The 26,730-nt window shown below is 51.7% G+C and carries 25 protein-coding genes and 4 pseudogenes; 19 read left to right on the forward strand and 10 right to left on the reverse strand.

Annotated elements, in window-relative coordinates; all coding sequences use genetic code 11:
- Positions 1-7 precede the first annotated feature (7 nt).
- The gene (locus KI231_RS14220; protein WP_349306219.1) at positions 8-802 is read left to right on the forward strand and encodes an ATP-dependent endonuclease; all 795 of its coding nucleotides are present in this window, start codon (positions 8-10) and stop codon (positions 800-802) included.
- Positions 799-2,469 (forward strand): UvrD-helicase domain-containing protein, encoded by a 1,671-nt coding sequence (locus KI231_RS14225; protein WP_213028659.1) that lies wholly within the window; start codon positions 799-801, stop codon positions 2,467-2,469. The genes KI231_RS14220 and KI231_RS14225 overlap by 4 nt, the downstream gene beginning before the upstream one ends.
- Before the next feature lie 44 nt (positions 2,470-2,513).
- On the opposite strand, the gene KI231_RS14230 is transcribed toward KI231_RS14225, so the two are convergent.
- Both KI231_RS14230 and KI231_RS14235 read right to left on the reverse strand, forming a co-directional pair.
- The gene (locus tag KI231_RS14230; protein WP_213028660.1) at positions 2,514-3,122 is read right to left on the reverse strand and encodes a hypothetical protein; all 609 of its coding nucleotides are present in this window, start codon (positions 3,120-3,122) and stop codon (positions 2,514-2,516) included.
- A 123-nt stretch (positions 3,123-3,245) separates the two neighbouring features.
- Positions 3,246-3,490 (reverse strand): annotated as a pseudogene (locus KI231_RS14235) (DDE-type integrase/transposase/recombinase); the annotation flags it as partial.
- Between the two features lie 433 nt (positions 3,491-3,923).
- On the opposite strand from KI231_RS14235, the gene KI231_RS14240 reads away from it, so the two are divergent.
- The gene (locus tag KI231_RS14240) at positions 3,924-4,208 is read left to right on the forward strand and encodes a hypothetical protein (protein WP_213028661.1); all 285 of its coding nucleotides are present in this window, start codon (positions 3,924-3,926) and stop codon (positions 4,206-4,208) included.
- A 71-nt stretch (positions 4,209-4,279) separates the two neighbouring features.
- Here the strand turns inward: KI231_RS14240 and KI231_RS14245 are convergent, their stop codons facing one another.
- On the reverse strand, positions 4,280-4,654 hold the full coding sequence (locus KI231_RS14245) for a helix-turn-helix domain-containing protein (RefSeq protein ID WP_249412134.1): 375 nt from the start codon (positions 4,652-4,654) through the stop codon (positions 4,280-4,282).
- Positions 4,655-4,958: 304 nt separating this feature from the next.
- Here KI231_RS14245 and KI231_RS14250 point away from each other — a divergent pair, with 304 nt between their 5' ends.
- The 6 genes and pseudogenes from KI231_RS14250 to KI231_RS14275 all read left to right on the forward strand — a co-directional run bounded on the left by KI231_RS14250 (position 4,959) and on the right by KI231_RS14275 (position 10,817).
- A complete protein-coding gene (locus KI231_RS14250; protein ID WP_146476495.1) occupies positions 4,959-5,693 on the forward strand; it encodes a metallophosphoesterase family protein in 735 nt (244 codons plus the stop codon).
- 498 nt (positions 5,694-6,191) lie between these two features.
- Positions 6,192-6,688 (forward strand): annotated as a pseudogene (locus KI231_RS14255) (hypothetical protein).
- Positions 6,689-6,747: 59 nt separating this feature from the next.
- Entirely contained in the window at positions 6,748-7,374 is a 627-nt protein-coding gene (locus KI231_RS14260; protein ID WP_213028663.1) for an HAD family hydrolase, read from the forward strand.
- A gap of 366 nt (positions 7,375-7,740) precedes the next feature.
- On the forward strand, positions 7,741-8,211 hold the full coding sequence (locus KI231_RS14265; RefSeq protein ID WP_213028664.1) for a hypothetical protein: 471 nt from the start codon (positions 7,741-7,743) through the stop codon (positions 8,209-8,211).
- Positions 8,212-8,319: 108 nt separating this feature from the next.
- Positions 8,320-9,468 (forward strand): hypothetical protein, encoded by a 1,149-nt coding sequence (locus KI231_RS14270; protein WP_213028665.1) that lies wholly within the window; start codon positions 8,320-8,322, stop codon positions 9,466-9,468.
- A 140-nt stretch (positions 9,469-9,608) separates the two neighbouring features.
- Positions 9,609-10,817: a hypothetical protein gene (locus tag KI231_RS14275; RefSeq protein ID WP_213028666.1), complete on the forward strand. Its 1,209-nt coding sequence runs from the start codon at positions 9,609-9,611 to the stop codon at positions 10,815-10,817.
- A gap of 33 nt (positions 10,818-10,850) precedes the next feature.
- On the opposite strand, the pseudogene KI231_RS14280 reads toward KI231_RS14275, so the two are convergent.
- Positions 10,851-11,018 (reverse strand): annotated as a pseudogene (locus KI231_RS14280) (cation:dicarboxylate symporter family transporter); the annotation flags it as partial.
- On the opposite strand from KI231_RS14280, the gene KI231_RS30325 reads away from it, so the two are divergent.
- Entirely contained in the window at positions 10,957-11,208 is a 252-nt protein-coding gene (locus KI231_RS30325) for a LysR substrate-binding domain-containing protein (RefSeq protein WP_502937315.1), read from the forward strand. The pseudogene KI231_RS14280 and the gene KI231_RS30325 overlap by 62 nt on opposite strands.
- 406 nt (positions 11,209-11,614) lie before the next feature.
- Here the strand turns inward: KI231_RS30325 and KI231_RS30005 are convergent, their stop codons facing one another.
- From KI231_RS30005 to KI231_RS14305, 4 genes and pseudogenes are all read right to left on the reverse strand, one after another.
- Complete coding sequence (locus KI231_RS30005) at positions 11,615-12,412, reverse strand: HNH endonuclease (RefSeq protein ID WP_249412136.1); 798 nt, start codon at positions 12,410-12,412, stop codon at positions 11,615-11,617.
- 713 nt (positions 12,413-13,125) lie between these two features.
- Positions 13,126-13,206: pseudogene (locus tag KI231_RS30010) on the reverse strand (GNAT family N-acetyltransferase); the annotation flags it as partial.
- 23 nt (positions 13,207-13,229) lie between these two features.
- Entirely contained in the window at positions 13,230-14,108 is an 879-nt protein-coding gene (locus tag KI231_RS14295; protein ID WP_213028669.1) for a hypothetical protein, read from the reverse strand.
- Between the two features lie 1,119 nt (positions 14,109-15,227).
- Positions 15,228-16,364, reverse strand: coding sequence for a tyrosine-type recombinase/integrase (locus KI231_RS14305; protein WP_213028671.1), 1,137 nt, complete (start codon positions 16,362-16,364; stop codon positions 15,228-15,230).
- 851 nt (positions 16,365-17,215) lie between these two features.
- Between KI231_RS14305 and KI231_RS14310 the strand changes: the two genes are divergently transcribed.
- The 3 genes from KI231_RS14310 to KI231_RS14320 all read left to right on the forward strand — a co-directional run bounded on the left by KI231_RS14310 (position 17,216) and on the right by KI231_RS14320 (position 21,093).
- Positions 17,216-19,015, forward strand: coding sequence for a TnsB C-terminal domain-containing protein (locus KI231_RS14310; protein ID WP_213028672.1), 1,800 nt, complete (start codon positions 17,216-17,218; stop codon positions 19,013-19,015).
- Between the two features lie 356 nt (positions 19,016-19,371).
- Positions 19,372-20,268: a TniB family NTP-binding protein gene (locus tag KI231_RS14315; RefSeq protein ID WP_249412137.1), complete on the forward strand. Its 897-nt coding sequence runs from the start codon at positions 19,372-19,374 to the stop codon at positions 20,266-20,268.
- A gap of 12 nt (positions 20,269-20,280) precedes the next feature.
- Entirely contained in the window at positions 20,281-21,093 is an 813-nt protein-coding gene (locus KI231_RS14320; RefSeq protein ID WP_213028673.1) for a hypothetical protein, read from the forward strand.
- 1,831 nt (positions 21,094-22,924) lie between these two features.
- Here the strand turns inward: KI231_RS14320 and KI231_RS14325 are convergent.
- A complete protein-coding gene (locus tag KI231_RS14325; RefSeq protein WP_241485744.1) occupies positions 22,925-23,437 on the reverse strand; it encodes a helix-turn-helix domain-containing protein in 513 nt (170 codons plus the stop codon).
- 254 nt (positions 23,438-23,691) lie between these two features.
- Here KI231_RS14325 and KI231_RS14330 point away from each other — a divergent pair, with 254 nt between their 5' ends.
- From KI231_RS14330 to KI231_RS14350, 5 genes are all read left to right on the forward strand, one after another.
- Positions 23,692-24,012 (forward strand): hypothetical protein, encoded by a 321-nt coding sequence (locus tag KI231_RS14330; RefSeq protein WP_048401981.1) that lies wholly within the window; start codon positions 23,692-23,694, stop codon positions 24,010-24,012.
- A gap of 22 nt (positions 24,013-24,034) precedes the next feature.
- A complete protein-coding gene (locus tag KI231_RS14335; protein ID WP_213028674.1) occupies positions 24,035-24,439 on the forward strand; it encodes a DUF6957 family protein in 405 nt (134 codons plus the stop codon).
- A gap of 78 nt (positions 24,440-24,517) precedes the next feature.
- Entirely contained in the window at positions 24,518-25,081 is a 564-nt protein-coding gene (locus KI231_RS14340) for a hypothetical protein (protein WP_213028675.1), read from the forward strand.
- Between the two features lie 101 nt (positions 25,082-25,182).
- The gene (locus tag KI231_RS30330; RefSeq protein WP_502937321.1) at positions 25,183-25,344 is read left to right on the forward strand and encodes an antitoxin VbhA family protein; all 162 of its coding nucleotides are present in this window, start codon (positions 25,183-25,185) and stop codon (positions 25,342-25,344) included.
- Positions 25,345-25,378: 34 nt separating this feature from the next.
- The gene (locus KI231_RS14350; RefSeq protein ID WP_213028677.1) at positions 25,379-25,912 is read left to right on the forward strand and encodes an HAD domain-containing protein; all 534 of its coding nucleotides are present in this window, start codon (positions 25,379-25,381) and stop codon (positions 25,910-25,912) included.
- Positions 25,913-25,965: 53 nt separating this feature from the next.
- Here the strand turns inward: KI231_RS14350 and KI231_RS14355 are convergent, their stop codons facing one another.
- A complete protein-coding gene (locus KI231_RS14355; protein ID WP_213028678.1) occupies positions 25,966-26,265 on the reverse strand; it encodes a hypothetical protein in 300 nt (99 codons plus the stop codon).
- Between the two features lie 153 nt (positions 26,266-26,418).
- On the opposite strand from KI231_RS14355, the gene KI231_RS14360 reads away from it, so the two are divergent.
- Complete coding sequence (locus tag KI231_RS14360; protein ID WP_213028679.1) at positions 26,419-26,718, forward strand: hypothetical protein; 300 nt, start codon at positions 26,419-26,421, stop codon at positions 26,716-26,718.
- Positions 26,719-26,730 lie beyond the last annotated feature (12 nt).

Genomic DNA, 26,730 nt, shown 5'->3' on the forward strand with positions numbered 1-26,730 from the left:
GATTCGAATGCCACCTAATAAGAAGGGGGAGGCCTACAAGTTTGTGAGGGAGGCCGTTCAGGCCTATCCAGAGGTCTATTTTTCCCGCCTGGTCATCTTGGGGGAGGGCGACAGTGAGGAGATAGTCCTGCCCCGGCTGCTCGCAGCGAAGAATCTGCAAGTCGACGAAGCAGCCATTACCATCGCGCCGCTGGGTGGTCGCCATATCAATCACTTCTGGAGGCTGCTCAGTGGCCTCAAGATCCCTTACGTCACATTGTTAGATCTGGATGTGGCGCGCTTCGGCGGGGGATGGGGCCGTATCAAATACGTCGCGACGGAGCTGAATAAGCATCGCCCAAGTGATCTGTACTTGTCAGATGATGAAGTCAAAGGCCTGCCAAATTGGAACGATCCCGATATCAAGATTCTGGAAATCGAAAAGAAACACGGATACGTATCCTACATCGCCGAGCTAGAGCCTCTAGGGGTGTTTTTCTCAGCGCCGATGGATCTGGATTTTTCGATGCTAAAGGCTTATCCGCACGCCTATGGTTTGCCCCCTGAAGCCCTAGTTGTCCCGAAACTGCCTCAGGTCAAATCAGTGCTCGGAGATAGCCACCATGATCGCCTTCAATACTCCCTCAAGGAGCGTAAGCACTTCATCGCTTACCACAAGCTTTTCAAGCTCGACAGCAAGCCCAAATCGCATATTGAAGCGCTTTCAAGACTGACAGATGACCAACTGCGCGCGGCTATGCCAGCTTCCTTAGATCGACTAGCAGACTTTGTCATCGCCAAGATCGAAGGGCTATCGGAATGATTTCGCCGGAGGATTGGAAGCCCTCCGAAGGCATTGTTTTAGAGCCAAATGCGGAGGCAGCCGTAAGGGAGGTCAGACGGTGCGTGGCGCTGACTGCTGGCCCGGGCGCCGGTAAGTCTGAACTGCTTGCCCAGCGCGCTGACTTCCTGCTGACCACGGGGGCATGCCGTTATCCGAGGAGGATATTGGCCATTGCCTTCAAGGTGGATGCGAGCAATAACCTCAAAGAGCGGGTGTGGCGGCGATGTGGGCCCGACTACGCCAGCCGGTTCGACAGCTACACGTTCCATGGCTTCGCGAAGCGAATTATCGAGCGATTTCGGCCTGTTCTCACCGGCGACGATGCGTTGGATGCCGGCTTTCGAGTGGTACCCAGGGGGAAGGCCCACCCTGACCAGACTGAATTCGGTCTGCTGATTCTGTTGGCTCTGAAGATCCTCGACGTCTATCCCATGGCAGTGAATGCCATCAGGCAAACCTACAGTGATGTGTTTCTCGATGAGTTTCAGGACAGCACGGAGGAGCAGTACGCGCTGGTCAACAAGATTTTTGGTGGTTCGGCGCGCCGTATCACTGCGGTAGGGGATGTGAAACAGAAAATCATGGGCTGGGCCGGCGCGCTCGACGGCGTATTCGGAAAGTTTGAAGCGGATTTTGCAGCCAATCATCTCAACATCTACCGCAATTTTCGCTCGCAACCTCAGCTTCTCAGGCTGCAGAATGACCTCATCAAAGTGCTCGATCCTGGTTCTGAAATGCCCGCAGGGCTCTTGGGCGGTGAGGGCGGCGAGATCCTGCTTCATTCTTTCAAAGACTGCACCGATGAGGCCTTCAGTCTTGCCGATCAGATCAACACTTGGATCAACGTCGAGGGTGTGGCGCCCTCCGAAATTGCGGTCTTGGTCAGGAGTTATCCTGAGGCCTACACCGTCCGGTTGACCTCTGCGCTTGAAGTGCTTGGTATCACCTATCGCAACGAAAATCAGATGCAGGATATCACCACCGAGCCCATTGCCTTGGTCGTCGTGGACTTCCTGCTGTGCCTTTATGGTTCGCGGGAGCCGAAAGCCTGGACGCGGTTGTTGAGGCGGATCATTCCAGCCGATGACGACGACCATGGGGGCTCAGTGCGAAACGATTGGCACAGGTTTATTAAGGAAGCACGCAAGACTGCTGCCGAAGATCTCGCCGCAAAAAACTATGCCCAGAGGTGGACGCTACTAAAAGAGTTTCTGTCCATGGTGGGTGTGAGCCTGCTGACGGGCCTTTCCCATGATTACGAGTCGCGTGATCGTTTGAAGGAGGTCATCCGTGATCTCAAGAAACATATTGATGCTGCACTAGACCAGGAGCCTGACCTGCTCAAGGCCCTTGCCCAGCTGTCTGATGACCAGTCAATCCGCATCTTGACCGTTCACAAGAGCAAGGGCCTTGAGTTTGATTCGGTCATATTGCTAGGTCTGGAGAAAGAGGCCTATTGGGGCAATGACACCCATGAAGTTCGATGCACTTTCTTCGTGGGTATTTCCCGCGCCAAGAGGCGTCTTGTGGTCACAACGGCTAAGACAAGAGACAAGCTTGCCGACATAAGCAGTTGGAAAACCGTGCGTAGGCCACATGAAGAGTTTCTTGGCTACGTTGAGAAATGGCAAGCACCTGCGTGGTGACTGCGAAGTACACACGAGAGATGGAGCCCCCAGTTCCAACGTCTTCAAGTGAAAAATATGACCCGTTGCGAGAGCCCACTCTGGATCAGATACTCATCTCCTACAAGTTGCGGATGATAGCTCGGGTGCCCCGGAAAGTCGGCAGGGTGTCCTGCGACCGCTCGACCTTTGAGATCAGGCATGTCTAGCAAGGTGCCAAGCGTTGTTAGCAGTGTGAAATCCAATACTTCATAAGTGGGCAGCGTAAGCCAGGCATGTAGATTAATATGTGCGAGTGGCTGCTTGTTCCTAGCCAACCGTTTTAGTTCCGCCACCTCCGTGTGAAAGATAGGCCCTTTTCCGTCTTCTTGCACATATCCCAGTGTGTAGAACAAAGGAACACCAAGCAGTTCTTGGAGAGGCTCCTGCAGGCTACTTGTGACCTGGAAGCACTTCTGGGAGAAGTCCTCATAGCCACAGCCGTCTAGCTCAGAAATCCAACACTCTTGAATCAGGGGCATCACATCTTCGGTCAGGAGCCGCCCCGGCAGAGCTGTAAAGACTGGTGGGTTTAGCTTCCATTTCTTTGTGCGAAGTAGGCTGGCATTAAATTCCTGCTCGTAGCCAGTTGCTTGGGTGGTTTTTTGCCAAAATAATCTGGAGAGAAATGTCACGTGTAATCCTTTGCGGGTGTATGCAATAGCCGATAGTCATATACTCTGTAACCGATCGGCGTTCTAGTGCTTTATGTGGTACGTACTGCGTTTCCTACTTCCGTGAGTGGCACGGTCTTAGAGCTTCAAGCTGTGAAACACACGCTCCATCGGCGCATTGTTCCAACAGTTGCCACGACGGCTCATGCTTTGGCGTATACGGTAACGCCAGAGACGTTGGCAAAACTGATGGCTGTCATATTGCGACCCTTGATCCGAGTGGAACAGCAGCCCTTTAGCCTGCCACGCTATTCGTAAGCCATGCCCAATGCCTTGATAACCAGATCCCCACTCGACTTTTTCGACAGCGCCAAGCCTTCCACTCGGCGCGCCACGATACTGCGGCTATGGACTCTGTCTTTGTCGGTGTCAGCTGCACGGATCGAGCTTCGGCTCTAGATAGATCTACTGGTGCAGACCGTACCAATTCAACCACGGACAAGCCCCAGCTCAGGCCGAGGAAAAATTTAGAGTCGTGTCCGATCCGAGAATAGTTGACCACTACAATGAGAAGCAGGTCTCTGAAGATAGACTGAAACGTCACGCGGGTTGGCTCATCGATACGTTTTCATGGATTCCAGAAGACAAGAATTCTGTGACCTTTGTTGAGAACTTCGCGCTAACCGAATGCCTGTTCGAGGCAGCGTTGGAAAGCCTAAGGCGTGGCGATGATGACCTCCATACCAAGTCCAGCAGACTCTTGTTAGGGTGGGGGAAAAAGGTGGTAGGCACGAAACCGGGTGGGAGATTCTGGAGTCTGTTGTGAAAGGGCTGACAGCTTTGGCACTCGTCGATGAAGCCGAGGGCAGTTTGATCAAACTAAAGGTCGAGTTCTGCGCGATGCTCGCCAGCGAGGGAGCTCCTTCTCAAGAAATACTTCAACGAGTGGCTGGTCGCTTAACCGAACGCGCTCATAGTCTCCGAGGCGATTACGGATTTCGTTCCATCGATCGTGTTCTGGGTCAGAAAGCGCCGAATCGCGTGCGTGAGTTGCTGCTTGAGGTAGCGCAAGTTTTAGCCGGTGAGCCGCTGCCGACGGGGCCATAAAAGGTAGCATCCTGCGTAGTTGCTAGTGCTGCCCAGATGATCACGCGTACCTACTCCAAGCGTGTGGACGCTTAATGGTCTTCTTTCCACAATCTGCTAACCCTCGACTTGTCGAGCCCCAACAGTTCCGCCGTCTCTTTCTGACTTTTTCCTTCAGCCTTGTACTTAAGCACTGCCTGTCGATTGGCCTCCCCAGATCGGATACGGGGATGCACGGAGTGAAGCTTGCCGTCCTCGAACTCATGATGGAGCTTATCGAGCACGCCCAGCTTTTCGAGCTTCGCGATCTCGACTGCCACTCCTTTCAGGAATTCCTTGGGTGTTTGGTGACGCGTATAGGACGAAGCAACCGCCAGTAGAGCGACAAGATCAATGTCGAGTACTGAGGAAAATTCTTCCATCGTTGACAGGGTGGGATTGCTCTTGGCGTGCTCAATGTTACTCATTTGCCGAGCCTCGACTCGACCATGGAAATCTTCTTGGGACAGGTTCCGAGCTGCGCGTGACAGCCTCAAGACTGCGGCTAACGGTTCTCTCAGCGACATTTGGAGCACCCAAAGCCGAGGATAAAGCCATATTGCGCAGTTGTTCTCCATGCAATATAGTGCGTACAAAGCAACTGGAGTCGCCTAACCATTCATGCTGGGCAAGATGGGGCGCCCTCGCTCATTACGTTGGAGTGCGCTAGTGCTTGCCGCGCTTATAGATCCGGCCTCAGTCAATTTACCGCTAAATCCTCAAGGCCAGCGTTTGCGAATCAGAATTTATTCAGACCTCCACGCCGAGTTCCACCGTTTCGCCCCCCCATCCCTCGATGCGGGGGTTGACCTGGTGATCCTCGCCGGCGACATCAACAAGAAGGCCAGGGGCGTCCAGTGGGCCAACGATACCTTCGCCTGCCACGTCGCGTATATCGCAGGGAACCATGAGTACTACGACGGTCACATCGATCGCACCCTGCAAAAAATGAAGGGCGCTGCGGCCGGCCATGTCCACGTGCTAGAGAATGAAGCACTCATACTGGGTGACGTCAGGATCTTGGGTACTACTGCGTGGACTGACTACAGCGTCACAGGGGATTTGTTAGCGGCCAGCAACGCTGCCAGGCAAGGCATGAACGACTTCAAGTACATCAGGGCAGACTCGAACTACAGGCGATTGAGACTGGACGACTTGGTTACCCGGAATCACATCGCCCGGGACTGGCTCACCCAAGAGCTTGCTCGACCGTTTGACGGCAAAACGGTAGTAGTGACCCATCACTCACCATCCCCTGTGGTGATTGGTGAGCAGCATGACGGGCATCTTACTGCAGCATACACCAACGACTGGCCGCGTTTGATCGAGAAGGCCCATGTGTGGGTGTTCGGTCACACGCATGAGGCTACAGACGTTGAGCTAGCCGGCTGCAGGGTGGTCTCGAACCCAGGTGGCTACCCTGGAGAGAGCACTGGTTTTGACCCTTATTTCGAGATCCAAATCTAATGGCCACTTCGGCGATGAAGCACTTTTTTGACCACGCCGTCGAGCCGATAGAGCTCGATCGGGATCTTCCCTCGGAGGTCATTCAGGCGCGGGGCATTTCCTGGGGTATGGTGGTCGACGCTTACCTTGTCAACGCAGCAAGGGTAGGGCAGAGCTATGCGGCGCTCGTTTACAACGATCAGTCAAACGTGAGCTCGAATGGAATGACGGTTGCTACCCCTCCACTTCAGCTGGTTGAGACAAGGGCGGGGTTCAAGCTAATGCGCAGCCTAAGTGGCAAAGACTACTACGTTATCGCTAGCGAGCTCAGCGAGCCGCGGTGAGCATCCAATTGGGTTGACTCACTCAGCCTAAAGGCCGCTTTCAAGCTGCAGTACTTGGCAAGGCGCGGCGAGCACCTTGGATTTAGAGCTTTATATATCCCGCTGACCAATCCGCTGGACGACTTCGTGTGCGCTCATATTCACGTAGCACTTCAAAGTGCACTAAGGAAAATGCATGTCTGATCTGAAAAAAATTGAGCTCACTGTCAAGAACTACAATATTAAAAACTCTGCTGACATTGATACGCTCTATAGCCAAGTTCGGTGCGAAGACAGTGAAGGAAAAACTTTCTATTTCAAAGAGGTTTGCATGTTGGACTACTTGAAAAGGCACGGGGCGATTGTTACTGACAAGCCTCGTACGTGGTACTACAAGCATTTGAACAAGAAAACCATCGTTCTAGTGGCGCTCCAAAAGGCAGATGGAAAGGTTGAGTATGACCTTGGTCACCTGAGACAGGTTGCTAAATCCAGCATTCTTAAAGGGATTGTTTTCGCGGTAGCGGCAATTCCTGCGGGTTTGATCATCGCAACAGCGACTTTGGTATCGGGCTGCTGTTTACGCCTGTGTGCCTCTTCTATGCATACAGAAGTCTCTTTAAAATCCCCCGGATGCTGCGCCGGGATACGCTGGTAAACGAGCTCGCCGCGCATGGAGTGATTGTACAGTAGCTGTCAAGCTGGACTGCTGCGATGCAGAGCCAAGGCCGCGTGTCGATGAGGAGCAATAAATGACAGCAGTAATTTTTGATCTCTTCGGTACGCTTTTGGAGATTCGAAACCGGCAGAACCCCTTTCGACGGCTCCTCCGCCTAGGCTCACAGCAGGGACGCGCCGCTTCCCCTGGAGATCTGCGCTGGATTATGACCAACGCCTGTGGGTTGCAGGAGGCTGCTGATTTTTTTGGAATCAAACTTTCCTCCACTCAACTCACTGAGCTCCAGAGCTGCCTAGAGCTCGAACTTGAATCGATCACACTCTTTGAGGATGCGCTGCCGGCGCTCGCTCTGCTGCGACACCACCAAATAAAAATTGGCGTTTGCTCGAATTTGGGTGGCCCGTATTGCCCGGTAGCCCGGAATTTGCTGCCGGGGCTCGATGGCTATGCGCTCAGTGCCGAGGTTGGGCTGATGAAGCCTGATGTGGCCATGTACCAACACATCTGCACCCAGCTCAATGTTGCACCCAGCCAACTACCAGGATCGCCTCACGTCTTGATGATCGGAGACTCCCGGCGATGTGATGCTGATGGCCCCCGAGTAGCCAGCATCGAAGATTACCATCTGGATCGTAGTGGGGCGGGTCGCTTTTGTGACCTGCTTGAGTTTGTTACAGGTATCAACACCAGCAGAGGTTGATGCCCACAGCCAGCGGTTCTGCACCTAGCCCTTCTGATAGGTCTCCGCATCCCAAAAATGGCCATTTTGGTCTCGTGCCTGGCTCATCTTGATACCCATAGATGTACGTCCTGGTAACGCCTCACTTTGTTCAAGGCCGGCCACGCGAGTTGGTTGAGTGGTCGCAAGCCAATACGTCATCGGGTGGTGTATTCCACCAATCAGTTCGGCGTTTCGTCCCTCGGGCGGCTTCGCTGCTTTGACCTCCAAAGGGTTCGAAGGCTGAAGTGGCGCGTGGCTTGTTCCTGTGTGCTCAGCCAGTGACTGCGCGCCCAAGCTCGTAGAGTTATTCTTCAACCTTGTGCTCAGGCCGTTCGAGAGGGTGCTATGCGTAAAGGTGAGATACCGACCGAGCTCTCATTGCTCGCGTTTGACTTCTTCTACTGGTTTTCACGATTTGAGTTCTGTCTCAAAGAAAACGGTTACCTAAAATCCGAAATCCCTGGGCAGAAAGCTGAACCAGGTTGGGACAAATTTGTAGAGCAGCATGCCGAAACCTACGTGCTGACCGCTGAAGCGGCAGAGCTGCTTGCCGCTCCACCTGATCGGCAAGTGGTTGGGGCCGGGTTGGTTTTGGAGTGGGCACCAGTTGGATTTCAAGACTGTAGATCTGACCTAGCAAAGGTTGTCCGAACGGTGAAAACAGTTCGCAACAATCTATTCCATGGTGGCAAGCATGGCGCCGCTGGCTGGGATAGCCCTCAGCGTACGCAGTCTCTCCTCACATCGAGTGCAGCTGTGCTGGAGGGTTTGGTGGAGCTCGGTGATTTCCGAGGTGACTACGAAAGGTTTTATTGACCTGTGATCATCAGCAGTGCGAGTGAGCCAGCTCCGCCCTTAGCGCACTAGGCAAAATGTGGTTAAGCTCGAGCATGATGGATCAACCCTCGCGTGAATGGAGTCGCCATGCCCTCAACCGTTTTTTCCGCATCCCGCCGGATGGAATTGGACGTTCAGCAGCTATTAACACAGCTAGGGGCTGAGACTGGTTATGTCATGCCGTCGAAGAGTACGCCCATTCCGGAAAGCTGGAAGGTGCATTGTTCGACGGATCTCGAGTGCCCCTCGTGCTTCTGCACAGGTGCGGAGGTTGTAAGGGCGAGCAAGTCCAAGGTCGATGGTCACGATGTGCGGCAGGCCTACTTCCGGTTCCCTCAAAGCGATAGTTCAGCAGGACACCATCCATTCTGTGACTTTTCGGGCAATGTCTCAGCTGCGTTCATCCCGGAAAACCTTGTCCAGTTTTCTTCTGCGAAGGATGGCGTCTCCAGGGTTGTGCGGGAGCTCGTATGCAAAGGCATTCAGCTAGAGATATTCACGCAGTGGGATATTCGGCGGATGCGCGAGTGGTTCTTCCAGACCAAGCTACAGTCGCAGTTCACCATTACCCTGGATCCCAAAGTGCCTGGATGGGTGGACGGACTGCATCGTCATGCCTCATGGTCACAAGATTTGGATGCTGTGCCTATTGAGCTGACGACAGAGGTGCTGGGCATTCCCGGTTTTAATTTCGAGGCAGCAGCAACGCGAGAGGTTTCTCAGCGCCATCGCGCTACGCTAGGCATCATCCGGGAGAAACGCCTGTACCCAGGTGCAATGGTTGAGCGCCTCGAAAAGCTGGCCACTGACTACCATGGAAAATCGGTCTATGACCCCACCGTTCTGCAAAACCACTTCCAGCTTACTAACCGGCTTGCAGCGTTCATGTGCTCAAACCATAGCCCGTTGAGACGATTGTCGAAAGCTCACTACCCCTTAAATGGGCTGAAAAATGTCAAACCGCTGTTGGCGTTTTCGGCGCTGCTATTGTTCGTTTCCGACTGGCACCTGGACGCTGCGGTCAGCGGCTTTGCGCAAATTGCCTCCAGTAAGCTGCAGGCGGATGAAACGTTAGGCAATGTGATGGGGCTTAACCCTTTCCATGACTTCGCGGCATGGGCCATGCTCAAAAGCTTCCAAGAGCTGCCTGCAATACAGATCCCTTTAATGGGCGTCAAAGAGGAAATCGCGTTTGAGGTCGCCGAAATGAAGAGGTGTGCAGGGTTGCCCAGCTGAACCTCGGCTGGCCGTCCAAACGTGGGGCTGTATTCTAACGAATTGGTGGCACGGCTTCTGTCTCGGAGTACTCCGAGGTGGCGCCATGATATCATCAATATTCATTACATCACCATGTACAGACGACTGGAGACGGCCCAATGTGGTTCCACGGAATCAAGGATATTCCACGTTACGAACTTCACAGATTGAAACAAGTTCGAAAGAAAGCCTCATGGGATAAACCAGTTGTTCCACCTGGGCCACCACTAGTGGTTGATCCACTGCGTTTTATTTATGCGTCCACCCGCTCTTCAATACTCGGGCAAAAAATTGGGCTAAGAGGGCAGTTAGCAGGGCAAGGGTTGGGCGCCGCTGCTCTATGCTACCTTACACCGAATTTTCACAGCGCGAGTGTGAAGCCCATTAATAATATTTTCCTTCATCATAACTTTTATCATGCGAAAGACTTCATTGGTTCAAGCATCAAAGGAACAATCGGTGCATCTTTAGCTTACTTGGAAATGCAAGATCTTGGCTATGCGTGGTGCGGTCATTGGGAAGACTGCACGTCTCCCGGAGTTTCGACCACAAGCACCTCAGCGTCGGCGCCTAAAGCTTCTGGTTCAGCCCCAGCTAAAGCCCCTGCGCCTGACTTTGTGTTTGCTTCCTCGAGCAACATATGTTTAGTCGATGCTAAGGGGTCTGCTCGAACGATGAAGGAAGTCCGACTCATCGCCAAAAATGAGTGGAAGCGTCAAATCTACTCAAACAGACTGGTCAAGCTAGCTGGCGGGGGCATGGCTACCGAGGGGCGTATTATCGCGGCCTCGCTGGCAAATCCGAATGGTGTCGGCCTAGTAACCGCCCACGGACGATTTCCAGGCTCCACTCTTCCGCCGGGTACTGGGGGTTCGACCCGAGTGAGCACCACCAGCAAAGCGATAAAAGCTGTTCAGAAAATCAATTTCACCAATGCTTTCTACCTCTTAGGGTTGAACTCAATGGCAAGCCACTTCATTGGCGGGCCTCTGGGGTTGGCGAGAGCTGAGATGGATGATGCTCGTCTAAGTGCAGTAGACATCGATGATTTTGGCGCCGTGTACGCAGGCGGACGCCGAATTGTAGATTTGGGCGGTCAAGGTGCGTGGACAATGCAGCCGTTCTGTAGGCTCGACGTACTGGAGGAGGCCTTTGAAAACCTCCTCACAGATAATGCCCCGGCAGTTGCTGAGACCCCGCCGATACTGAACCAATCGCCTGACAATGCGACGAGCTCCGGAGACGGAAAAATGACATCCAGTGACCAGGTGATACTCCAAAGCCGTGATGGGGTTGGAGCGATATTCAAGCGAGTGGCGTATACGTGACCCGGGACAGAGACGCTCGTCACCTCAGTCATGCAGTGAGGAGAAACAGAAAGTGGCTACCGTCACCGATATCATGCCGAAAACGCCGATTGGCGAGTAGGCCATCACGATGGACGTCACTCTGAACATGGCATCGCTCATGCCACGGAATACAGCAAGGACTGGATCCTTGCGCTCCTTGGGAAGTCCAGATAGACCCATTCAGGGCGGGCTAGGCATCGCTGTCATTCCTAATCGTGCTGTCTGCGAGTCGCCAGAAGGGCCAGCCCTCGTCAGAATCCCTTTGAAGGATGCGTGGGCAAGCCGGCAGTTTCACGTAGTAGCCCACCCACGGGAAATGCGCAGCGCTACCACCCAAAGCTTCCTGGACTTTTTGCAGGCATTGGTGTGATGACAGCTCAGTAGCGCTGCCCCAAGGCTAGAGCTCGTTCGCCGAAGTCAGAAACTGCTGGAATGCTGACGCGACGGCGCTCCTGTTCCGTTGCTGGACGACAAGTACACCCTGGATACCGGCAAAGTGCTGATGTCCGGAACTCAGGCGTTGCTTCGATTACCCATGATGCAGCGTCAGAAAGACCTGGCTGCCGGGCTCAACACTGCCGGCTTTGTCACTGGATATCGTGGTTCACCTCTCGGTGGTTTCGACCAAGCGCGATCGCTGTTGAATCGGAGCTGTCATGCCTTTCGGGCCAGGCGGTTTTTAGTAAGACAAGCTGGTTGACCTGGCGCTTGAAGTGGCGTCCAGGCTGCCCTACCAAGAGCTCCCCAGCCTAGCATCCCTCGTACTGCATTTGCCCCTAATCTATTCTGATTCTTGAAAGCTTGCTGTGGCTGTATTCCCAGGGAACATAGATGAACCCGCCAGCTTCGTTGCTGCGGTTGCCTTTTTTCTTGTTGCAAGGCTCACAGAGGTACTGGAGGTTGGTCGGGTCAGTGGTACCACCATTGCTGATGGGCACAATGTGGTCAACCTGTGGCTTCAGGGTTGGGTCAAACACCCCTGTCAGACTCGATGAGCACTTCGCGCAGCGACCATTTTCTCTGTAGAAAAGCGCCTCTCTTAGCCAGGTTGGCCAGAAGCTAGAGCGCTTCATTATGCCAATGTCCTCCAGGTAATCTGGGTATTCTGATGGGCAGGCATTAGCGATAGCCTCAGACACCTTGATCGAAAAAGTTCGCATCAACTCTTTGTCGCTGAAGAGGATGCAGAAGACCTCGTGAGCAATCTGCTTCAAGGGCTGCAGGAGCTGCTCGAAGAGGTAATCCTTGTGAGCTGAGAGGTCGGGATAACCCCGAATGCTGAATGAAGTCTTGTGGTGAAATAACAGCCGGTGGGCGTCCTTTATAAATTCCTCGCCCGACTTCTTCCGATGGTAGTTCCACTGATCCCACAGATGGCTCAGGGTGAACCGATGAAGCAGTGTCCACTTACCTGGCTTGTAAGCAATTTCAAAGAGGTCTCTGTCTACGCCTAGCAGGTCTTCAAAATAATAGCCATCGGGGCCGTATTTCTCGTCGTAGGCTCCAGTTATGCGGCATCGTATCGCGTCAGCGGTGCTTAGCGCTTCGTTGGAGTGGGGGCGGGTGAATGCCAATTTCAGAACCTCTTGCAGATCGTTAATGCGCTGGCCCTCGGCGGGGCATGCGAGCTACGACTGCAATTATAGGCTTGAGGAATGGCATGGCGAAGCGCGCTATGCAATCACTGAGTTTGTTTTGGAAAGCCCGCGATTATCTCAAATCCTGGCACATCAAATTTCATCCTACTCTGCAGCAGAGGGCTCCATACGTAGCGAGCGTCGCTGTGGTTTTCGCTCAAACGGGCTGCGCCAAGATGATTTCGATCCAGTTGCGTCGAGAGCACAAGCCGTTCTAGGACGCACATCAGGTCGTCCGAGAGCAGGACAAGGACGAGCGTCTGCAGCTCAGCACTCTGGATTACCTCAGAATCCAGAGTGAGCTCGTGACCAAGGATTACATCCCGTTTGTCGACATCTTTGCGCATTTGGGCGAGAGGTGCTTGGGCGATCTCTCTAAGCAGCGAGTGATGTCGAGTGGCGTTGCATAGCGAAGAGACGCTGATGCCATCATCACGAGCACGTCCAAGGGATACAAAATTCTCCAAACGAGAGCTGACATCATTGACTCCCTAGAGATGGCATCCGGGCTCGCCGAGTACCACGACGCCCCGGCAGTTAGCTAAAGCCACTCTCGGGGGCTTTCTCTATAGTGCAGTCACCTGTTTCCAGGTAGGTAGCTGATCTGAGGTGCTCGAGGAGAGTTGCCATCACTCAGTTGTGCGGCCGCGTTCAGGAGAAAAGCTCTGCTCAACCTGAGCGATCACATCAGGCGGATAGTCCTGTGAATTTGACTCACGCAGGGCGGCTATAACTACGCGGCTCCTAGATACCGCTAGCGTTGATGTTCAGTGAATTCGGTCAATTGCACACCCAGGTCGGCCATCGAAGCCACTATTTGAGCGACCTCAGAATTGGCAGTGGGATCGCTGCACTGAACCTCCAGCAATTTTATCTTCACCCGATCATGCTCCTTGTTGAGCGGTACGCAAATGTACCGATCTTGGCCACTGATGTTTACTTCTGTGGTGTCCTCATCGCCAAATTTCTTGACCAATAACCGTACTTCAGCTTCTTCATCCAAGTAAAAAGGTAAGGCGAACGCTCCGATGCGCGATACCCCCTTCGGTGTGAAAAAGCGATCAAATCGATCGGACGCAATCTTTTTGAACACCCGAAATGGATGACTCAATTCGATCTCGCTGTACCTGATTTGTCGAATTTCCGCTCGCTGCAGGACGGGCTCGATCAACAGTCGCAGTCGCACCTCTCCAAACGACCAGAGCGGGCCCGGCTCGTCCCCTGAGGCCAGCGACAGGTAAAACAGATCCCGCGCAAGGTTATCAATCACGCGTCTACCGTCAGATTTAGGGGTGAGGTAGCCGAGGAGTCCGAACTGGCCTGCGAATGAGGTGAGTTCACCTTCACCCATGCGCTTCTCTACGGCATGCAATCGAATTGATCTGGTTTGGGCAATGCTTCTCAGTGTTGAGAGTTTTGTGTAATGCCACCGGGAGGTCGAGGCTATGGGTGGAAAACAATAGTTCCAAAGCGTTGTTGAAAAGCTGTCGTCCCCATCCGGCCTTTCGGTGATGACGGCATCGGTAGCCGTAAGCCTTGAGAAGTCGAACAGAGATGACCATTCATACTGTTCCGTTTCTTCTTTGAAGATCTTTTGGAGGCTGTAGGAATCTGCGGAGGGCTTAGTATTCAATTCGAGGTCACTTTTACTGAATGGGGGCGGGGCGGGACGTTTTCTCAAGCAGCAAGGGACTCAGTCTATTCCGCCTCGCCGCACTGCGTTCTTGCCCAGTGCCGCCAAGTCGAGATTGGCGTCGCCGTGATCAATCCTAACAGATGCTCAGGCATCGCTCGATCGGTCAGGCGCCCGTGATTTGCGCGGGGAAAATTCGGTTGGGTAGCCCGGCTTTAGTATTCTCGAGCCATGCCAGCAAGCGCACGTAGCTGGGCGCCGATCACCTCAATGGTCGCGAGGTCAGTGATGGTATTGGACTCCACATCCACCTTGCTAGCGAGCTGACTGATCATCACCTCTGGTTTGTTCAGCACCTTGGCGTTGAAGAAAACGAGGATCTGAATCTCATCAAGAATGCCCTATCAGCTTTGAGCTCAAACGGATGGGCGATCTTTCAATTGCCGGATGATGGCGCTGCCGTAATCCAGCAAGCTGCGCTCGATATTGCCTGTCTCCTCGGGCAGCCCAAGGCAACGCGACGCCGGGGACCTTTGGTCGATGTGCTGATTCCTACTGATAGGCAATCTGCGAACCGGCGCTCTCTCAGCGTCCGCTATGGGTTGAGCCCATTCCCATGGCATACCGACGGGGCCCACTGGAGTACGCCGCCACGGTACATCGTTATGGGTTGCTTGGAGACCGCCCCTTGCACTGCTCAAACGCTCTTCTGCGAGGGGAGCACATTCGATCCATTGAATGTAGATGGCGCTCGGTCATCGGTTTTCAGGATTACCAATGGCGGCAACAGCTTTTACGCTGCGGCTCGAGGAAGTTCTGACCGTTACTACAGGTTCGACCCTGGCTGCATGACGCCCGTGGATGCCGGCGCTCAGGAAATCGTGCGCGCGATCGATCTCTTTGAGCCCTCAGACGAACAGGCAATCACTTGGCAGGCCGGGAAATTCTTGCTGCTTGATAACTGGCGTTTTCTACATCGCCGCGGATCCGCACAGGGAAGCACTGAGCGGAAACTCCTTAGGGTCACCGTAATGGAGAAAGGCAACCATGGCTAACACAGGAAGTGACGTAAAAAAGCTGCGCAAGGAAGTGCCATCAGCAATCTCGGCGGAGGCCCTGCTAGGGAAGTCTCGGCTTTACGCATTGCGAGCGTTGCAGGTACCCACGCGTCTCGATCAAGAAAGACAAAAACCGGTCGGCAAAGGTGTGGCGGAAGTCATGCGCGGAAAGTGTAGGCAACAATCCCGGACGAGCCAGTTCAATGGTCAGAAACAGCCGATCAAGAACGTTAGACAACGCGCGGATGGACAGCGGACGGCCTCGATCCGAGATGAACAAATAGCGGTACATCAATTTCATCGGCTTGCCGTGACGCAGAGGGCGCCGTTCGCTCTGGATATATCGCTCGTAGACCTCATACAACTGAGTGGAGATGCCTACGGTCCGCCCATGTGTTTTCAGTGCAGGCTCTTCAGCGCGTGGGTCGCCTGGATCATGTTCGCGGTCATTGATGCTGACATAGGCATGCTGAGAACCCTGGTTAATATCCGTGGTGTAGAGCTTCAGAAGCTCTCCGCGACGGATACCAGTCTCCAGTAGCAATTCAATCATTAGCCAATTGCGCAACTGCAATCGTTCCGGGAACGGATTCTCCGCGGCACCCGGGCGAATCAGTGTACGAACGATCTGAAGTTGCATATCTGTCAGGCTGCGGTAACGAGTGCGGTCGGGACGAAGATTGATGATATGGCTCTCAAAGCGCCGTTCAATGACGTCGGCGACATCGGCAAATACAACTTCGATGTTAGCCAGGGTGGTTGAGTTCTGACGGGCGCGCGGAATGTAACGAGTCACGCACCAGGACAGGTACTGCTTCAGCAACCGCAGGTACTGGTCACGGGTACGCGGATCGATCTGCGGAAAAGGTGCCGTTGCAGCTTTGCCGATTCGGGCGACCAGGTTGTCGGCTTGACGGCCGCTTTGGAGCCAGATGGCGTAACCATCCAGTAAAGCCAGAATCGACTCGAAGTGGCAGGCCAAGATGGCGTCATCAATATTGAGGTCACGGCTTTTGGCATAGATGTAGAAAGCTTGGATCGCGCGCAGATGTGCCGCAGTAGTGTTGTAAGCGCGGTACCTTAGCTTGAGTTGAACGTAGATGAACGGGACAAGTATGGGCAAAGGCTCCGCATCTCCAGTCTGCACGAGCAGCGGTACACGCTGACCTGAAGAGAAACGGCATTGAATCAGCTTCATCGGCAGCCACCTCATTCAATGACTCGCCATGAACACGAAGGACATGGCCCGTTGTGAGGCAGTCGCAAAATCATGAGACATTGCCAAAGCCATGATTTCCGGGGGCGCAGCCCCCCAGTGCGCTAATGTTGAGACTTTTTCTGGTTTTATCTCACGAAGAGAGCCAATTCTTCGGAGAATTATCGCTATTATTTCTTCGCACTACAAAAAAATCTCACGATTGTTGTACATGATTTCAATGGTCTCGCTGTCAATATATAACAATTGAACTCTGTCATTTAGTGCCAAATGTGCGCGTCACTTCCGCCGCCTGCATTAAAAAATTGTCAATATATATGCAATTGTTCCTGGCGCGCTTGAAAAAAATCGCGAAAGGAAACTTACATAGAAATTTTCGATTGGTTTGCCATATTAGGATGTCTAATTGCGCAGATTTTCAAAATGGAAGTCATAATCGGATCTCGCGAAAGATGAGATTTATTCGAGCCAAATATTAATCAGCCAGCTCTAGAGGCCCCGTATTACGGGGCTTTCGGTCAAAAAAACAAATATCATAAATTGCCAATCAGTCAATATATGGCATATATAAAATAATGGTGGCGGTCAGATTTTGTCGAGCGCGTCAAAGTTGACAAGTTCAACCATTGAAAGTTTTACTAGATTGGTTTTCACCACATGAGAATAGATCGATGCACAAAACCAAAAACATCAGAGCTGCTCTGAAAAATGTATTTCCTTAAGTATGCAACACCCGCTCTTTAAAAACTAAGCACAAACTCAGTGTGCGCTCGCTTGCGGCTCTTCGGATCTAATGGCGTGGCACATCGAGCAGATAGTGAACGGAAGGTTCAATGGAAGAAATATCCCAAAGCGTAATGCTGCATGAAAAAACTGTTCTGGACTCACAAAGCCTAGACTCAGAGATAACACGACATGAGCTGGCGAACAAGCGTTACACGGTCATTCAAGATTTCAATTCGGGCGCATTAGAATTCCAGCAGGCTCTAGAAATCCTATCGATCAGCCGGTCACAATTCTACAAGTTGCTCAAACGGTCGAGAGGGTCTCTGAGCTACCGCGCCATCGTAGGCGATCGTAGCGGAAGAAAGTTCGGCGCAAATGCGATTCAGAATGACGTGGAGCGGCTCATCGAGGACATGTTCCTTAAGCACTACCCTCAGGCGAGAACCTATGGGGCGGTCTGGAGAGCTTGTCAGACCGAGGGTGACAGCCGTCAAATTCTGAGACCGAGCTATCACACGGTCAAACGATGGATTAAAAAGCAACCGTCAGAACTTCTCTACAAGATGAAACACGGGAAGGAAGCAGCGGTTCAGCGTTTTGAACTTCGTCCAGGCTACAAAGTAACGAACCGCCCTTTGGAGTGGGTGCAGATTGACCACACGGTTGTGGATATGCTGTTAGTCGATGAGGACGATAGGACAAAAATTATCGGTCGTCCCTACATCAGTTTGGCAATCTGTATTCATACTAGAGTAATTCTCGGGTTCTACCTGTCCTTCCTCCCTCCCAGCGCAGTGACAGTCGCTATGTTATTGGAGAACTGCGCCCTGCCGAAGGACGAGATGCTGGAAAGGTGGGGATTACCGACGTATTTGTGGCCTATGCACGGTTTGCCGGAGACGATCCATACCGACAACGCGAAGGAATTCACGTCGGACGTTTTCGTTCTTAATGCAAAAGGCTTCGGTATCACGGTTGAGCATCGGATGATTGGAAAGAAGCATCAGGGTGGGCACATTGAAAGCCTGATTGGCAAACAGATGATCCATTTGATCCACCAACTACCTGGTAGTACTGGTTCGAACACAGTTCAACGCAAGTCACTTCGCAGTGAGAAGACCGCCAGCATTACCCTAACAAGGCTGCGTCAGATGATGGTATATGCCATACATGCTTATCATGAGACGAAGCACTCAGCGTTAGGTAAAAGTCCTAGCCAAGCTTGGAACAAGCATTATGAAAAGCATCCAGCTTATCGGCTCCTGCCAGTGGTTCAGCATGAGCACTTCAAGTACACCTTTTATCCTGAAGTCTCAGGTAAGGAAATCACCCCTGACGGGATAGGTATGTTTCGTAGGCAATACTTCTCATCAGCCTTGAAGAGTAAGGTTCGACAGAAGGTTCTAGTAAAATATGACCCTTATGATATGAGCTATGTAATGGTTAAGTTTGACGGTAAATGGGAAAAGATTCCGTGTGTAAGGAACAAATTTAACAGAAGCAGCGACCTAGAGATTTATCGTTGGCAGCGTCAACAAAAAGGAGACCGGGACGGAACCATGAGCACTTCAGGGGCGCAGTCGGCTGGGAAATTTCACCAAGCTGCTGAAGAGGAATCAAAGCTTACGCGCCAGGAGAAACAGAGGAAGAAACGCGAGAAAGGTATGGAGGACTACAGAACACAGAACGCTAAATCTGGCTCTGTTGCAGCCAATTCAGACAACGCAACTGAATCGAAAAAACTCCATACGTCCATTAATCCCAAGACGAAGCCTAAGCTGGGCAAGGTCGCTAGGGAAGTTACATCGAATGTTTTTGATGTCATTGCATTCTTGCAGCGTAAGGAGCAGGTTGCTCGCGACGACGAGTTTCCGGTTATCTACGACAGCGCCCCTATTCGATGGTGAAGCAACAGCCCAGTTTGAGTAGCCCGAGTTGGACAGCAGGCTAAAATCTTAGCAAAAGCTAATGCATAAAGACGCCGTTAATGGATCAAATAAAACGTAATCCACTTGCGTGATTCAGTAGCGCGAGTACGGATTTTATTGTCTGAAAATTGGAATAAGGCGTATCGCAATATTATAAATTCTCAGAAGTAAAATTTTGCGCACGCCTTGTTCGTTGCCTGAAAAAACTTAATCAACGGGAAAGGTGTCAATAGGTTTGATGCCACTTCCGCAGGCTCTGTCATAGTGAATGATATGCAAGTTGAGTCCTTGGCCTTGAATAAGTTATATGTAAATATTTAAATTGGAAATTTACTGTGAGCGAAAATCTTTATCCGCATGTGCATCAGGCTGCTCAGCACCATTTTGAGCTTTCCGATGAAAATAGAATGATCTCGTGCTCTGACGATTTCTGGGTGCCGCATCCTGCAGCAGAACGAGTTATCAGTCAGATTCATTTCTCTATGAAAATGAAAAACAGGATTGTAGCGCCTTGCATGATCGTTGCAGCAGCAGGCGGCGCGGGCAAGTCTGCAATGGTGAACCAACTCAAGGAGCGTAATCTGTACGCTGATGACAAGTTGATATTTGTGACCATGCATCAGAATCCAAATAACTATAGTTTGCGCGACCTGATTCTTGTTGCGATGGGCCTTGGAGTCGGTAAGCTTGCGCGTCAAGGCGGAAATCTTACCCCACAACTTCAAAGTAGAATCAAATCGCAGAATATCAGAGGCATTGTCATCGATGAGGTGCACGACGCATTGACGTTGACGGCTGCACAGCAAAGCGTGAATTTGTCACTTTTGAAGAATCTTTCTAGTGATATTTATGGGCTTTCGGTCTTCGCATTTGGTGTAGAAGATGCTGCAGATGTTCTTCGCCGAGATCAGCAATTGGAGCGTCGCTACGCGGTAAAACATTTGGCCAGTTGGGAGAACGGCGCTGAGTTTAGAAGTTTTGTCGCAAGCTACATCCATCGGTTGCCTTTGAAGAAAGCGACCAATTTGAAAGACCAGATCCTGTATTTGAAGATTTTGGACAAAAGCTTGGGTTTAACTGACAACATTGTGAAAATCCTGCAGAGTGCCGCGATGGCAGCAGTCATTGACGGCAGCGAGCACATTACGCATTCCCATATCGATAACATCGAATCAATCATGGAAGACTTCAGCTTCGCCCTGCGAGCCGAAGATGCCGATGCTACAGCATAATAGGAACATGTCTTGAATCAAGAGCACTCCCTGCAAGTTGCTCGCACTGTACTGGAAGGCCGTCACGGCTTCCAGTATGTTAGCGAGTCTTGGCGTAACGCTTTTTCCCAAATGCTAAAGTATATTCAGAACGAAGAGGGCGGCCAAGTGATTCTGGTTGACGGCCCTGCGGGAAGCGGTATTACGACTTTTTTTAGAGCTATTGTGGCTGACCCTGTCTTCTCTGGGATTACCGTGATGAATAATTTATATGATTACGACATCACTTTTATAGATAGAGTTTGTGCTGCATTTTCACTTCTAGAACCTTCCGTTTCCCTGCAAGACGTGCCCGCTTACTTAGCGGAGTTTTCATTTCTCACTGCCCAGACGATGATCGCGGTCGACGATTTGGATGTGATTGTGCGAAATAAGGTGGAATCCCTACATGTCGCGGAACAGATAAGAAAAATGACGGAGAGTCGTGCGCGATTCTGCTTTATTATTTCAACACGCTCGACATCGTTGCAGCAGCATATAGAAACTAGTAGCTCAAATTTTTTTCGGATAGGGCTTAAGCGGCAGCTTAATATTTCTAGTTGCACTGAGATTATCGAGTCTTTTTGGCGTTGGAATAATAGTGCCTTTCGATTAGACATCCCTATGAGTAAATGTATTTTTAGCCTCTGTAAAGAGGCTGACTTTGAGATCGATCGAGTAATCGATATCCTTCAAGATATTTATGTGCTTAGGGTTTTGTTTGGGAAGGGGGCGCAAAAAATAACGGATAGATGCATGTCGAGGGAGGAAATCAAATTTGAGGTGCAATCAAATGTTTATTCCTGAGATTTCGGAGGGAGAAAGCCTTTCGTCCTGGATGTACAGGATTGCTTTGCAGGGAATGTGTAATAGATATTTTGACGCGAGTCACATTGGGGAGTTTGAGGCTGGCGAGATGTGGGCTCATGCAACGCATTCATCGGTAAGTGATCCTGATTTTATGGAAACTAACGTGAAGCTGCCATCTTTCATCAAGCAGCATGGTGTTGCGAGAGAGCGTTTTGCCGAGAAGTTCGGCCCGTGTAAGCAGCCGTTAGTTCCGATTAAATATCGGCGCTCTTATTGCTATGCATGTTTGGAAGAAGGTCTCAAGACCACCCGCTCATTTGTATGCAAATTGGAGTGGCGATATCTTCTTCAACCCTTTTGCGCTGCGCACCAGGTTCTTTTGCGAGACGCACCCGTAAAATACAGTACCAACGAAGATTATGGGTTCCGGCTTTTCATGTGGCACCACAATAGAGACAGGGTTTTCGACCGATATGATCTTGCATGTGAAGCTGATTCAGAGTTGCTGAGGCTGTCTTTGGATGTGCAGCAGCGGTACATGGATCTCCGGCTAAGGGCGCCCCATAGCGATGTGGCTCAGCAGATGGACAATTTTATGCTTACTCTAATGAGAACGATGCTTCTACCTTGCCTCAGCGCTTCATACCGCAATGTGGATATGTCGGGATGCGGAGGCCCCGATTGTTTTCCAAAGCATGGCCTAAGCTTCTATGTGACATTCTTTTTCGAGGTTTACAGAGTGTCGTGCAGTGCGAGAGCGAGGGCGCTTTATTTGAGTGGGCTATTGCTCGGCTGGATCGAACCCAGCGATGCTCAAGCAGCTAGGGGTAGGGACTACTATAGGGCCACTGATCGCGCGCAAATATGGCGGACTATTGATATAAATTCGCAGTTAGGTAGATGGGTGCATAATCAGTTGGAGTTGTACGAGAGCAGTCTCCTTTCACTATCGAACATAGGCGTTTAAGCGCTATGTGTAAGGAAATGATGCTGACTTATCTGTTTCCTGTTTATCTGACGACATCCATTCGTGTCAGCTTACCGAGGAGCTTCGAATCACGCCAAGTGACCTTGTGCTTTGTAGGAAGCGCGCGAACCGGGCAGATCCTCACTTACTCGTCCTCATTCGGCTATCCGGGCGTGGATCTCTACCAACGAGCATTGCTCGCCCTTAGAGCGCAGGAGTCAGGGAAGTGTTCATGGCCTTCAACTATAAACCCGATGGTCAGCCAGTTCTCCGGCGTAATGCCGGTAGAACCAGACTTCTCGACTCGGTATCCAGATCCAGATCGGCTATGTGCCTCCCTAAACTGGAGGTACAAACGAAAGTTGAATTTGATCGACGAACAGGTGTTTAAAAACCGCCTGCTACGTTGCCTTTTTGATTGGGGATGCGATGAGCTAGCTTTGATCAACGACCCCTATAGGATCAGTTTGGAAGCACTCTTCAGGATCCTTTCGGCAACGGTGACGCGAATGAACCATACACGATAGACGTTCATAGATTACGCAAAGGTCGACAGGAATCCTGTCACTAGATCTCTGGACAGCAGCCGGCTATAGAGCCTGGATTGCTTACCCTTTCACAGGCTAATGGGCACAGTATAGGTTGTGGCTGTCCAGTATCGTTGGCCTTGCATTAAGCAAGAACGCCATTTTCTTCCCAATGCAACGCCAGACGTCCGAAGTGATCCACGCGTTAGCATGAGCGCAGCATTAGGTTTTCCTCATACACTCAGTCTTGCCTTAGATAACCGGCTGGGCGAGTGTAGTGGATAAATAGTGTGGTGATGAGGCGCGTCGTGGTGGAGGTTCTGCCTTAAAAGGCTTACTCCTTTTGCCAGTACCGTTGAACAGTCGATGTGGGCAAACCTAGTGCGCGCGCAGCTTCGGCTTGTGTCAAACCCTGCTTTTTCAGTTCAACAACGGCACTAACCCTCTGAGCATCCGCTCGAGTTCCTCGAGATCGTTTTTTCAATGCGCCGTCTTGAATCTGATCCTCCATGATTTTAAGGCCACCAGATTCGATGAAGCCTTGAAGCTCTTTCTGCGCATTTTTTATCAAATGTTCAGGAGCCTCTTTGTCACGGATCGCCAAGCACAACGCCAACAGAGTCAGAAGGTTGATATCGAGCGTTTCGGCGATCTTGACGAGGGTCGGTAGCGTCGCCTGGATTTTCCCTTGTTCGAGCAAGCTAAGGTTGCTCTGGCTGATGGTTCCCGCCAGGGCCTCATAACCCAATCCTTTCATTTGCCGGATGGCGCGCAGCGTGACGGCTAGCTCTTCCTTCACGTTCAATTTCTCAAAATAAAGGATAGAGCCATACTCGCGTTGACCCACCAAATATCTCTAATTGTTAATGGTGGGATATTTGCTTATGATGGCCATTCAACAGGATGCATAGCGCCAAGGAATCGCGTGCCTTTCGGCAGCATCCCTAACCGGTTGCCAGAAGCATGAGCAGGGTCAATCGAAGGCTGCCTACGCTGAGCTTCTTCAGAGCTTGGCAGGATTTGAAATAGGGTTTATCCGCAGTGTTTGTAACCAATAGCAGCAATTTGCAGAGGCAATTTAGAAGTCCGGACAGCACTCGAATGTTCTGGAAGTCGGTCGATATCAGTCGGTGCCAGTACTCGTTTCTGATTGAGGGAATGGGATTAGAGGATGGTGGCTTTAGTCCGGTTGCTCACCTAGTTACGGATGTGGAAACCGTTCAGATGATGCGTGCAGCGGAGCAGGGCGAATTCCTGATCGTGACGAACATCCATCTCATACTTCCACCCACTAAGCGTGAGCAGGGGTCATACGCAATGGAGCTTCTTTCTGAAATTCGCATCCAGCCTGGCACCGAGGAAAACCCTGTCTACGAGTTCATCACCGGAACGGGCCATATCTACACCAGTGCACGCACATGATGGTTCAAACACTGGAGGCGCCATGTCAGTAACACTTGATGAGATTGGTCAGTTTTTTTACGGAAGTGGGGAAGTCGTTCATGGGTGGCATGGCGCGCAAGAAGAAATAATAGGGCTCGCCGAAAAGACTTTTCCGGGGAAACCTTTCTGCCTAGTGAAGCAATGGATCATCGCTGATCTCCAGCTCACTCAGGCGGAGCAGGATCGACTCGCATCAATGGGGCTGCTACCAAATGCTGTCTACTCCCATGAGGTCGTCCTGGACAGCCGCCGACGTTTTTCTCCCGGCCACTGGGTGCGCACCAATTTCGGAATTTCGCATGATCACCCGTGCTTGTTTGAAACCAAAAGCACGGTCTACCTGTTGCTTGGTGATGGGTTAAGGAAGCCAGCAGGACTTAGTACCGTTTTTTCGTTTCGAGCGTAACCGACTCAACACTTTCACCCACGCTGGCATTCAGGCAGTGCGATTGGCTACGCCTTTTAAAAATTGCAGGAGCACATTTTGATTCGATTTGATTGCCGGCAGGTCACTGGAGTGATCGAGAAGCCAAGAGTGATTGCTACTGAGCAGGGGACTGTGACCGCGCGCATCGTTATCGATGGGCAGGTATTGCCAAATGTTTTGCTGCCAGGAAAGATTTTTGAAGAGATTGAGGCGGGGGAGCGAGTGACCCTGTACGGCATCTTCACGAAGAAAAAGGACAAGACTGAAAACAAAGCCATCATCTACGCAGTAAAGGGTTCGAGCGGCAAGCTTGTCGCGGCGAAGCAGTACCAGATCAAAGTACCGGTTCTGATGCTAGTTGCAGCGGTACCCTTGATGATTGCGGTGGCCGTTGCTGGTTGCTTCATTTCGCCTTATCCGATCCACCTCATAACGGGTAGCGTCAACCCGAGTTATCTCGTTCCGGCGACGTTTAAGGCTGCGGCTTGGGAAGGAGTCGCTGCTGGCGTGTTCATGGTTGGATGTGCGATCAACTTTATTCGAAAAAGTAGCCAACCGGAAAGCTGGGCAGTAATCGATCCTGTGCCACTTTCACAGCGCTTCAGCAAGGCGTTCAAATAAGTGCTTCATACCAGGCTTCCCCTTTGATGGAGGCTTTCTGAGCGAAGGAGAGGTTGCACGTGCAGACCGATGATCTCGAGCGCGAACGACGTCGCAAAGCAGTGGCGGAGGTTCTTGCTTGTCAGCTGCTCGATGGTGTGAGGCCTTCCTCTACGCACCTTGCTGAGCTGCAGCGATATGCGGATGGCCTGGTCAGTCTTGACGAGCTACTGAAGGAGTTGATTGAGTGCATACGGCAGTGCTCCCCCAGGGTAAGCAGCTAACTGCCAGGAAGGCCGGCTTTGAGAGATCTTTACCATGCTTGATTCGAACTGCCCGACAAGCAGCCGGCTGAAGCCGAATGATCGAGTGCTATTTCTCGATTTTGACGGGGTGCTGCACCCGGACGACGTATACCGTACCCGGCGTGGTTTGGAATTGCGTGCGCCCGGGCAACTCATGATGCATGCCGGAATCCTGATAGCGATACTGAGAGAATTTCCTCACGTCAAAATCAGCTTATCGACAAGTTGGGTGCGCATCCTCGGTTATCGCCGTGCACGCGCTGCCTTACCGCCAGAGTTGCAGGATCTCACCGTGAGCAGTACATGGCATTCAAGGATGCCCAAGGCACCTCTTGAAGGCTATGACATGTACAGTCGCTATCAGCAGATCCGTGCTGCAGTAACTAGGGCAGGCCTGACGAATTGGATCGCCCTGGATGATGATCCTTTTGAAAGTTGGCCAGATCACGATCGACGGTTGATACGCACTGATTCTGATCTGGGCCTTAGCTCCGTGCATACCCAGGAGGAGCTACGATTCAAGCTGAGAGCCTTGGTGGAGACATAAAAACATCCCACCGAAACGCTTTGAAATTGCTGCTAAGGCACGAGTTTGCTGCCTCAGTAACCGCATTCGTTCAGCAATTTGCGCAGGAATTCACGCCGCCTTTGAGCGATACACAGAATTAGGTAATCACGCTCGTAGTCCTTGGTCGAGAGGTGTCCGGCATCTACAAGGCCATGGATGTAGCCTTCAGCTTTGCCTCTTGCTTCCAGCAGTGCCTCGATTGTGGTGCTTTGGTAAATGTCTTCAGCCAGCAGTCTCCAACGTCTCTTTTGGTGCTGCCCAACTGGGTCGTCCGAAAATTTTGGTGCGTTGACCAGGGTGTTGTAATCGGCATGTGCGTGGGGTGTGTTCAAAGCGGACTCTCAGAGCAGTGATGTCTGTGCGGAGGCTATCATGCGCATATTTAATGGCTTGCTGTTGGCTGGCTTCAGTAGGCGCTGGCGCGAAGGAACGATTTCAATGATGGCGCAGGCTTTCGATGGAGCCTTTGAAACCTGGAGTTCGATATGGGGCACCTCAGCCTAGAGGACATCTACCCCGATGACGTAGAAAAGTACGGCCATATGCGGGTGGGTATGACTGATCTCTATGTGAAAGACAATCACGCTATTTATGGCGTGGTTACGTTTGGCGAATACCTCGAGCTGACCAGCAGGTTACTCCGTGACGAGAAGGTGCAAATGATCATCAGCGCTGAGCTCGCCGCGTTGCCCGAGGACTACGATCCTTGGATCAGTAGGATCGAACGCAATCGCGCCTTACACCTCAGATATGGGGACAAATTCGATCCCAGGGGAGACGGCTGACAATTGCACCTC

It is taken from the genome of Pseudomonas sp. Seg1 (assembly GCF_018326005.1).
Classification (GTDB): domain Bacteria; phylum Pseudomonadota; class Gammaproteobacteria; order Pseudomonadales; family Pseudomonadaceae; genus Aquipseudomonas.

Coding starts and splice junctions, on each gene's coding strand:
- KI231_RS14220 (WP_349306219.1), top strand. CDS start 8: ATGCCACCTAATAAGAAGGGGGAGGCCTACAAGTTTGTGAGGGAGGCC.
- KI231_RS14225 (WP_213028659.1), top strand. CDS start 799: ATGATTTCGCCGGAGGATTGGAAGCCCTCCGAAGGCATTGTTTTAGAG.
- KI231_RS14245 (WP_249412134.1), bottom strand. CDS start 4,654: ATGAGTAACATTGAGCACGCCAAGAGCAATCCCACCCTGTCAACGATG.
- KI231_RS14260 (WP_213028663.1), top strand. CDS start 6,748: ATGACAGCAGTAATTTTTGATCTCTTCGGTACGCTTTTGGAGATTCGA.
- KI231_RS14265 (WP_213028664.1), top strand. CDS start 7,741: ATGCGTAAAGGTGAGATACCGACCGAGCTCTCATTGCTCGCGTTTGAC.
- KI231_RS14270 (WP_213028665.1), top strand. CDS start 8,320: ATGCCCTCAACCGTTTTTTCCGCATCCCGCCGGATGGAATTGGACGTT.
- KI231_RS14275 (WP_213028666.1), top strand. CDS start 9,609: ATGTGGTTCCACGGAATCAAGGATATTCCACGTTACGAACTTCACAGA.
- KI231_RS30325 (WP_502937315.1), top strand. CDS start 10,957: ATGCCACGGAATACAGCAAGGACTGGATCCTTGCGCTCCTTGGGAAGT.
- KI231_RS14305 (WP_213028671.1), bottom strand. CDS start 16,364: ATGAAGCTGATTCAATGCCGTTTCTCTTCAGGTCAGCGTGTACCGCTG.
- KI231_RS14310 (WP_213028672.1), top strand. CDS start 17,216: ATGGAAGAAATATCCCAAAGCGTAATGCTGCATGAAAAAACTGTTCTG.
- KI231_RS14330 (WP_048401981.1), top strand. CDS start 23,692: ATGTTCTGGAAGTCGGTCGATATCAGTCGGTGCCAGTACTCGTTTCTG.
- KI231_RS14335 (WP_213028674.1), top strand. CDS start 24,035: ATGTCAGTAACACTTGATGAGATTGGTCAGTTTTTTTACGGAAGTGGG.
- KI231_RS14350 (WP_213028677.1), top strand. CDS start 25,379: ATGCTTGATTCGAACTGCCCGACAAGCAGCCGGCTGAAGCCGAATGAT.
- KI231_RS14360 (WP_213028679.1), top strand. CDS start 26,419: ATGGGGCACCTCAGCCTAGAGGACATCTACCCCGATGACGTAGAAAAG.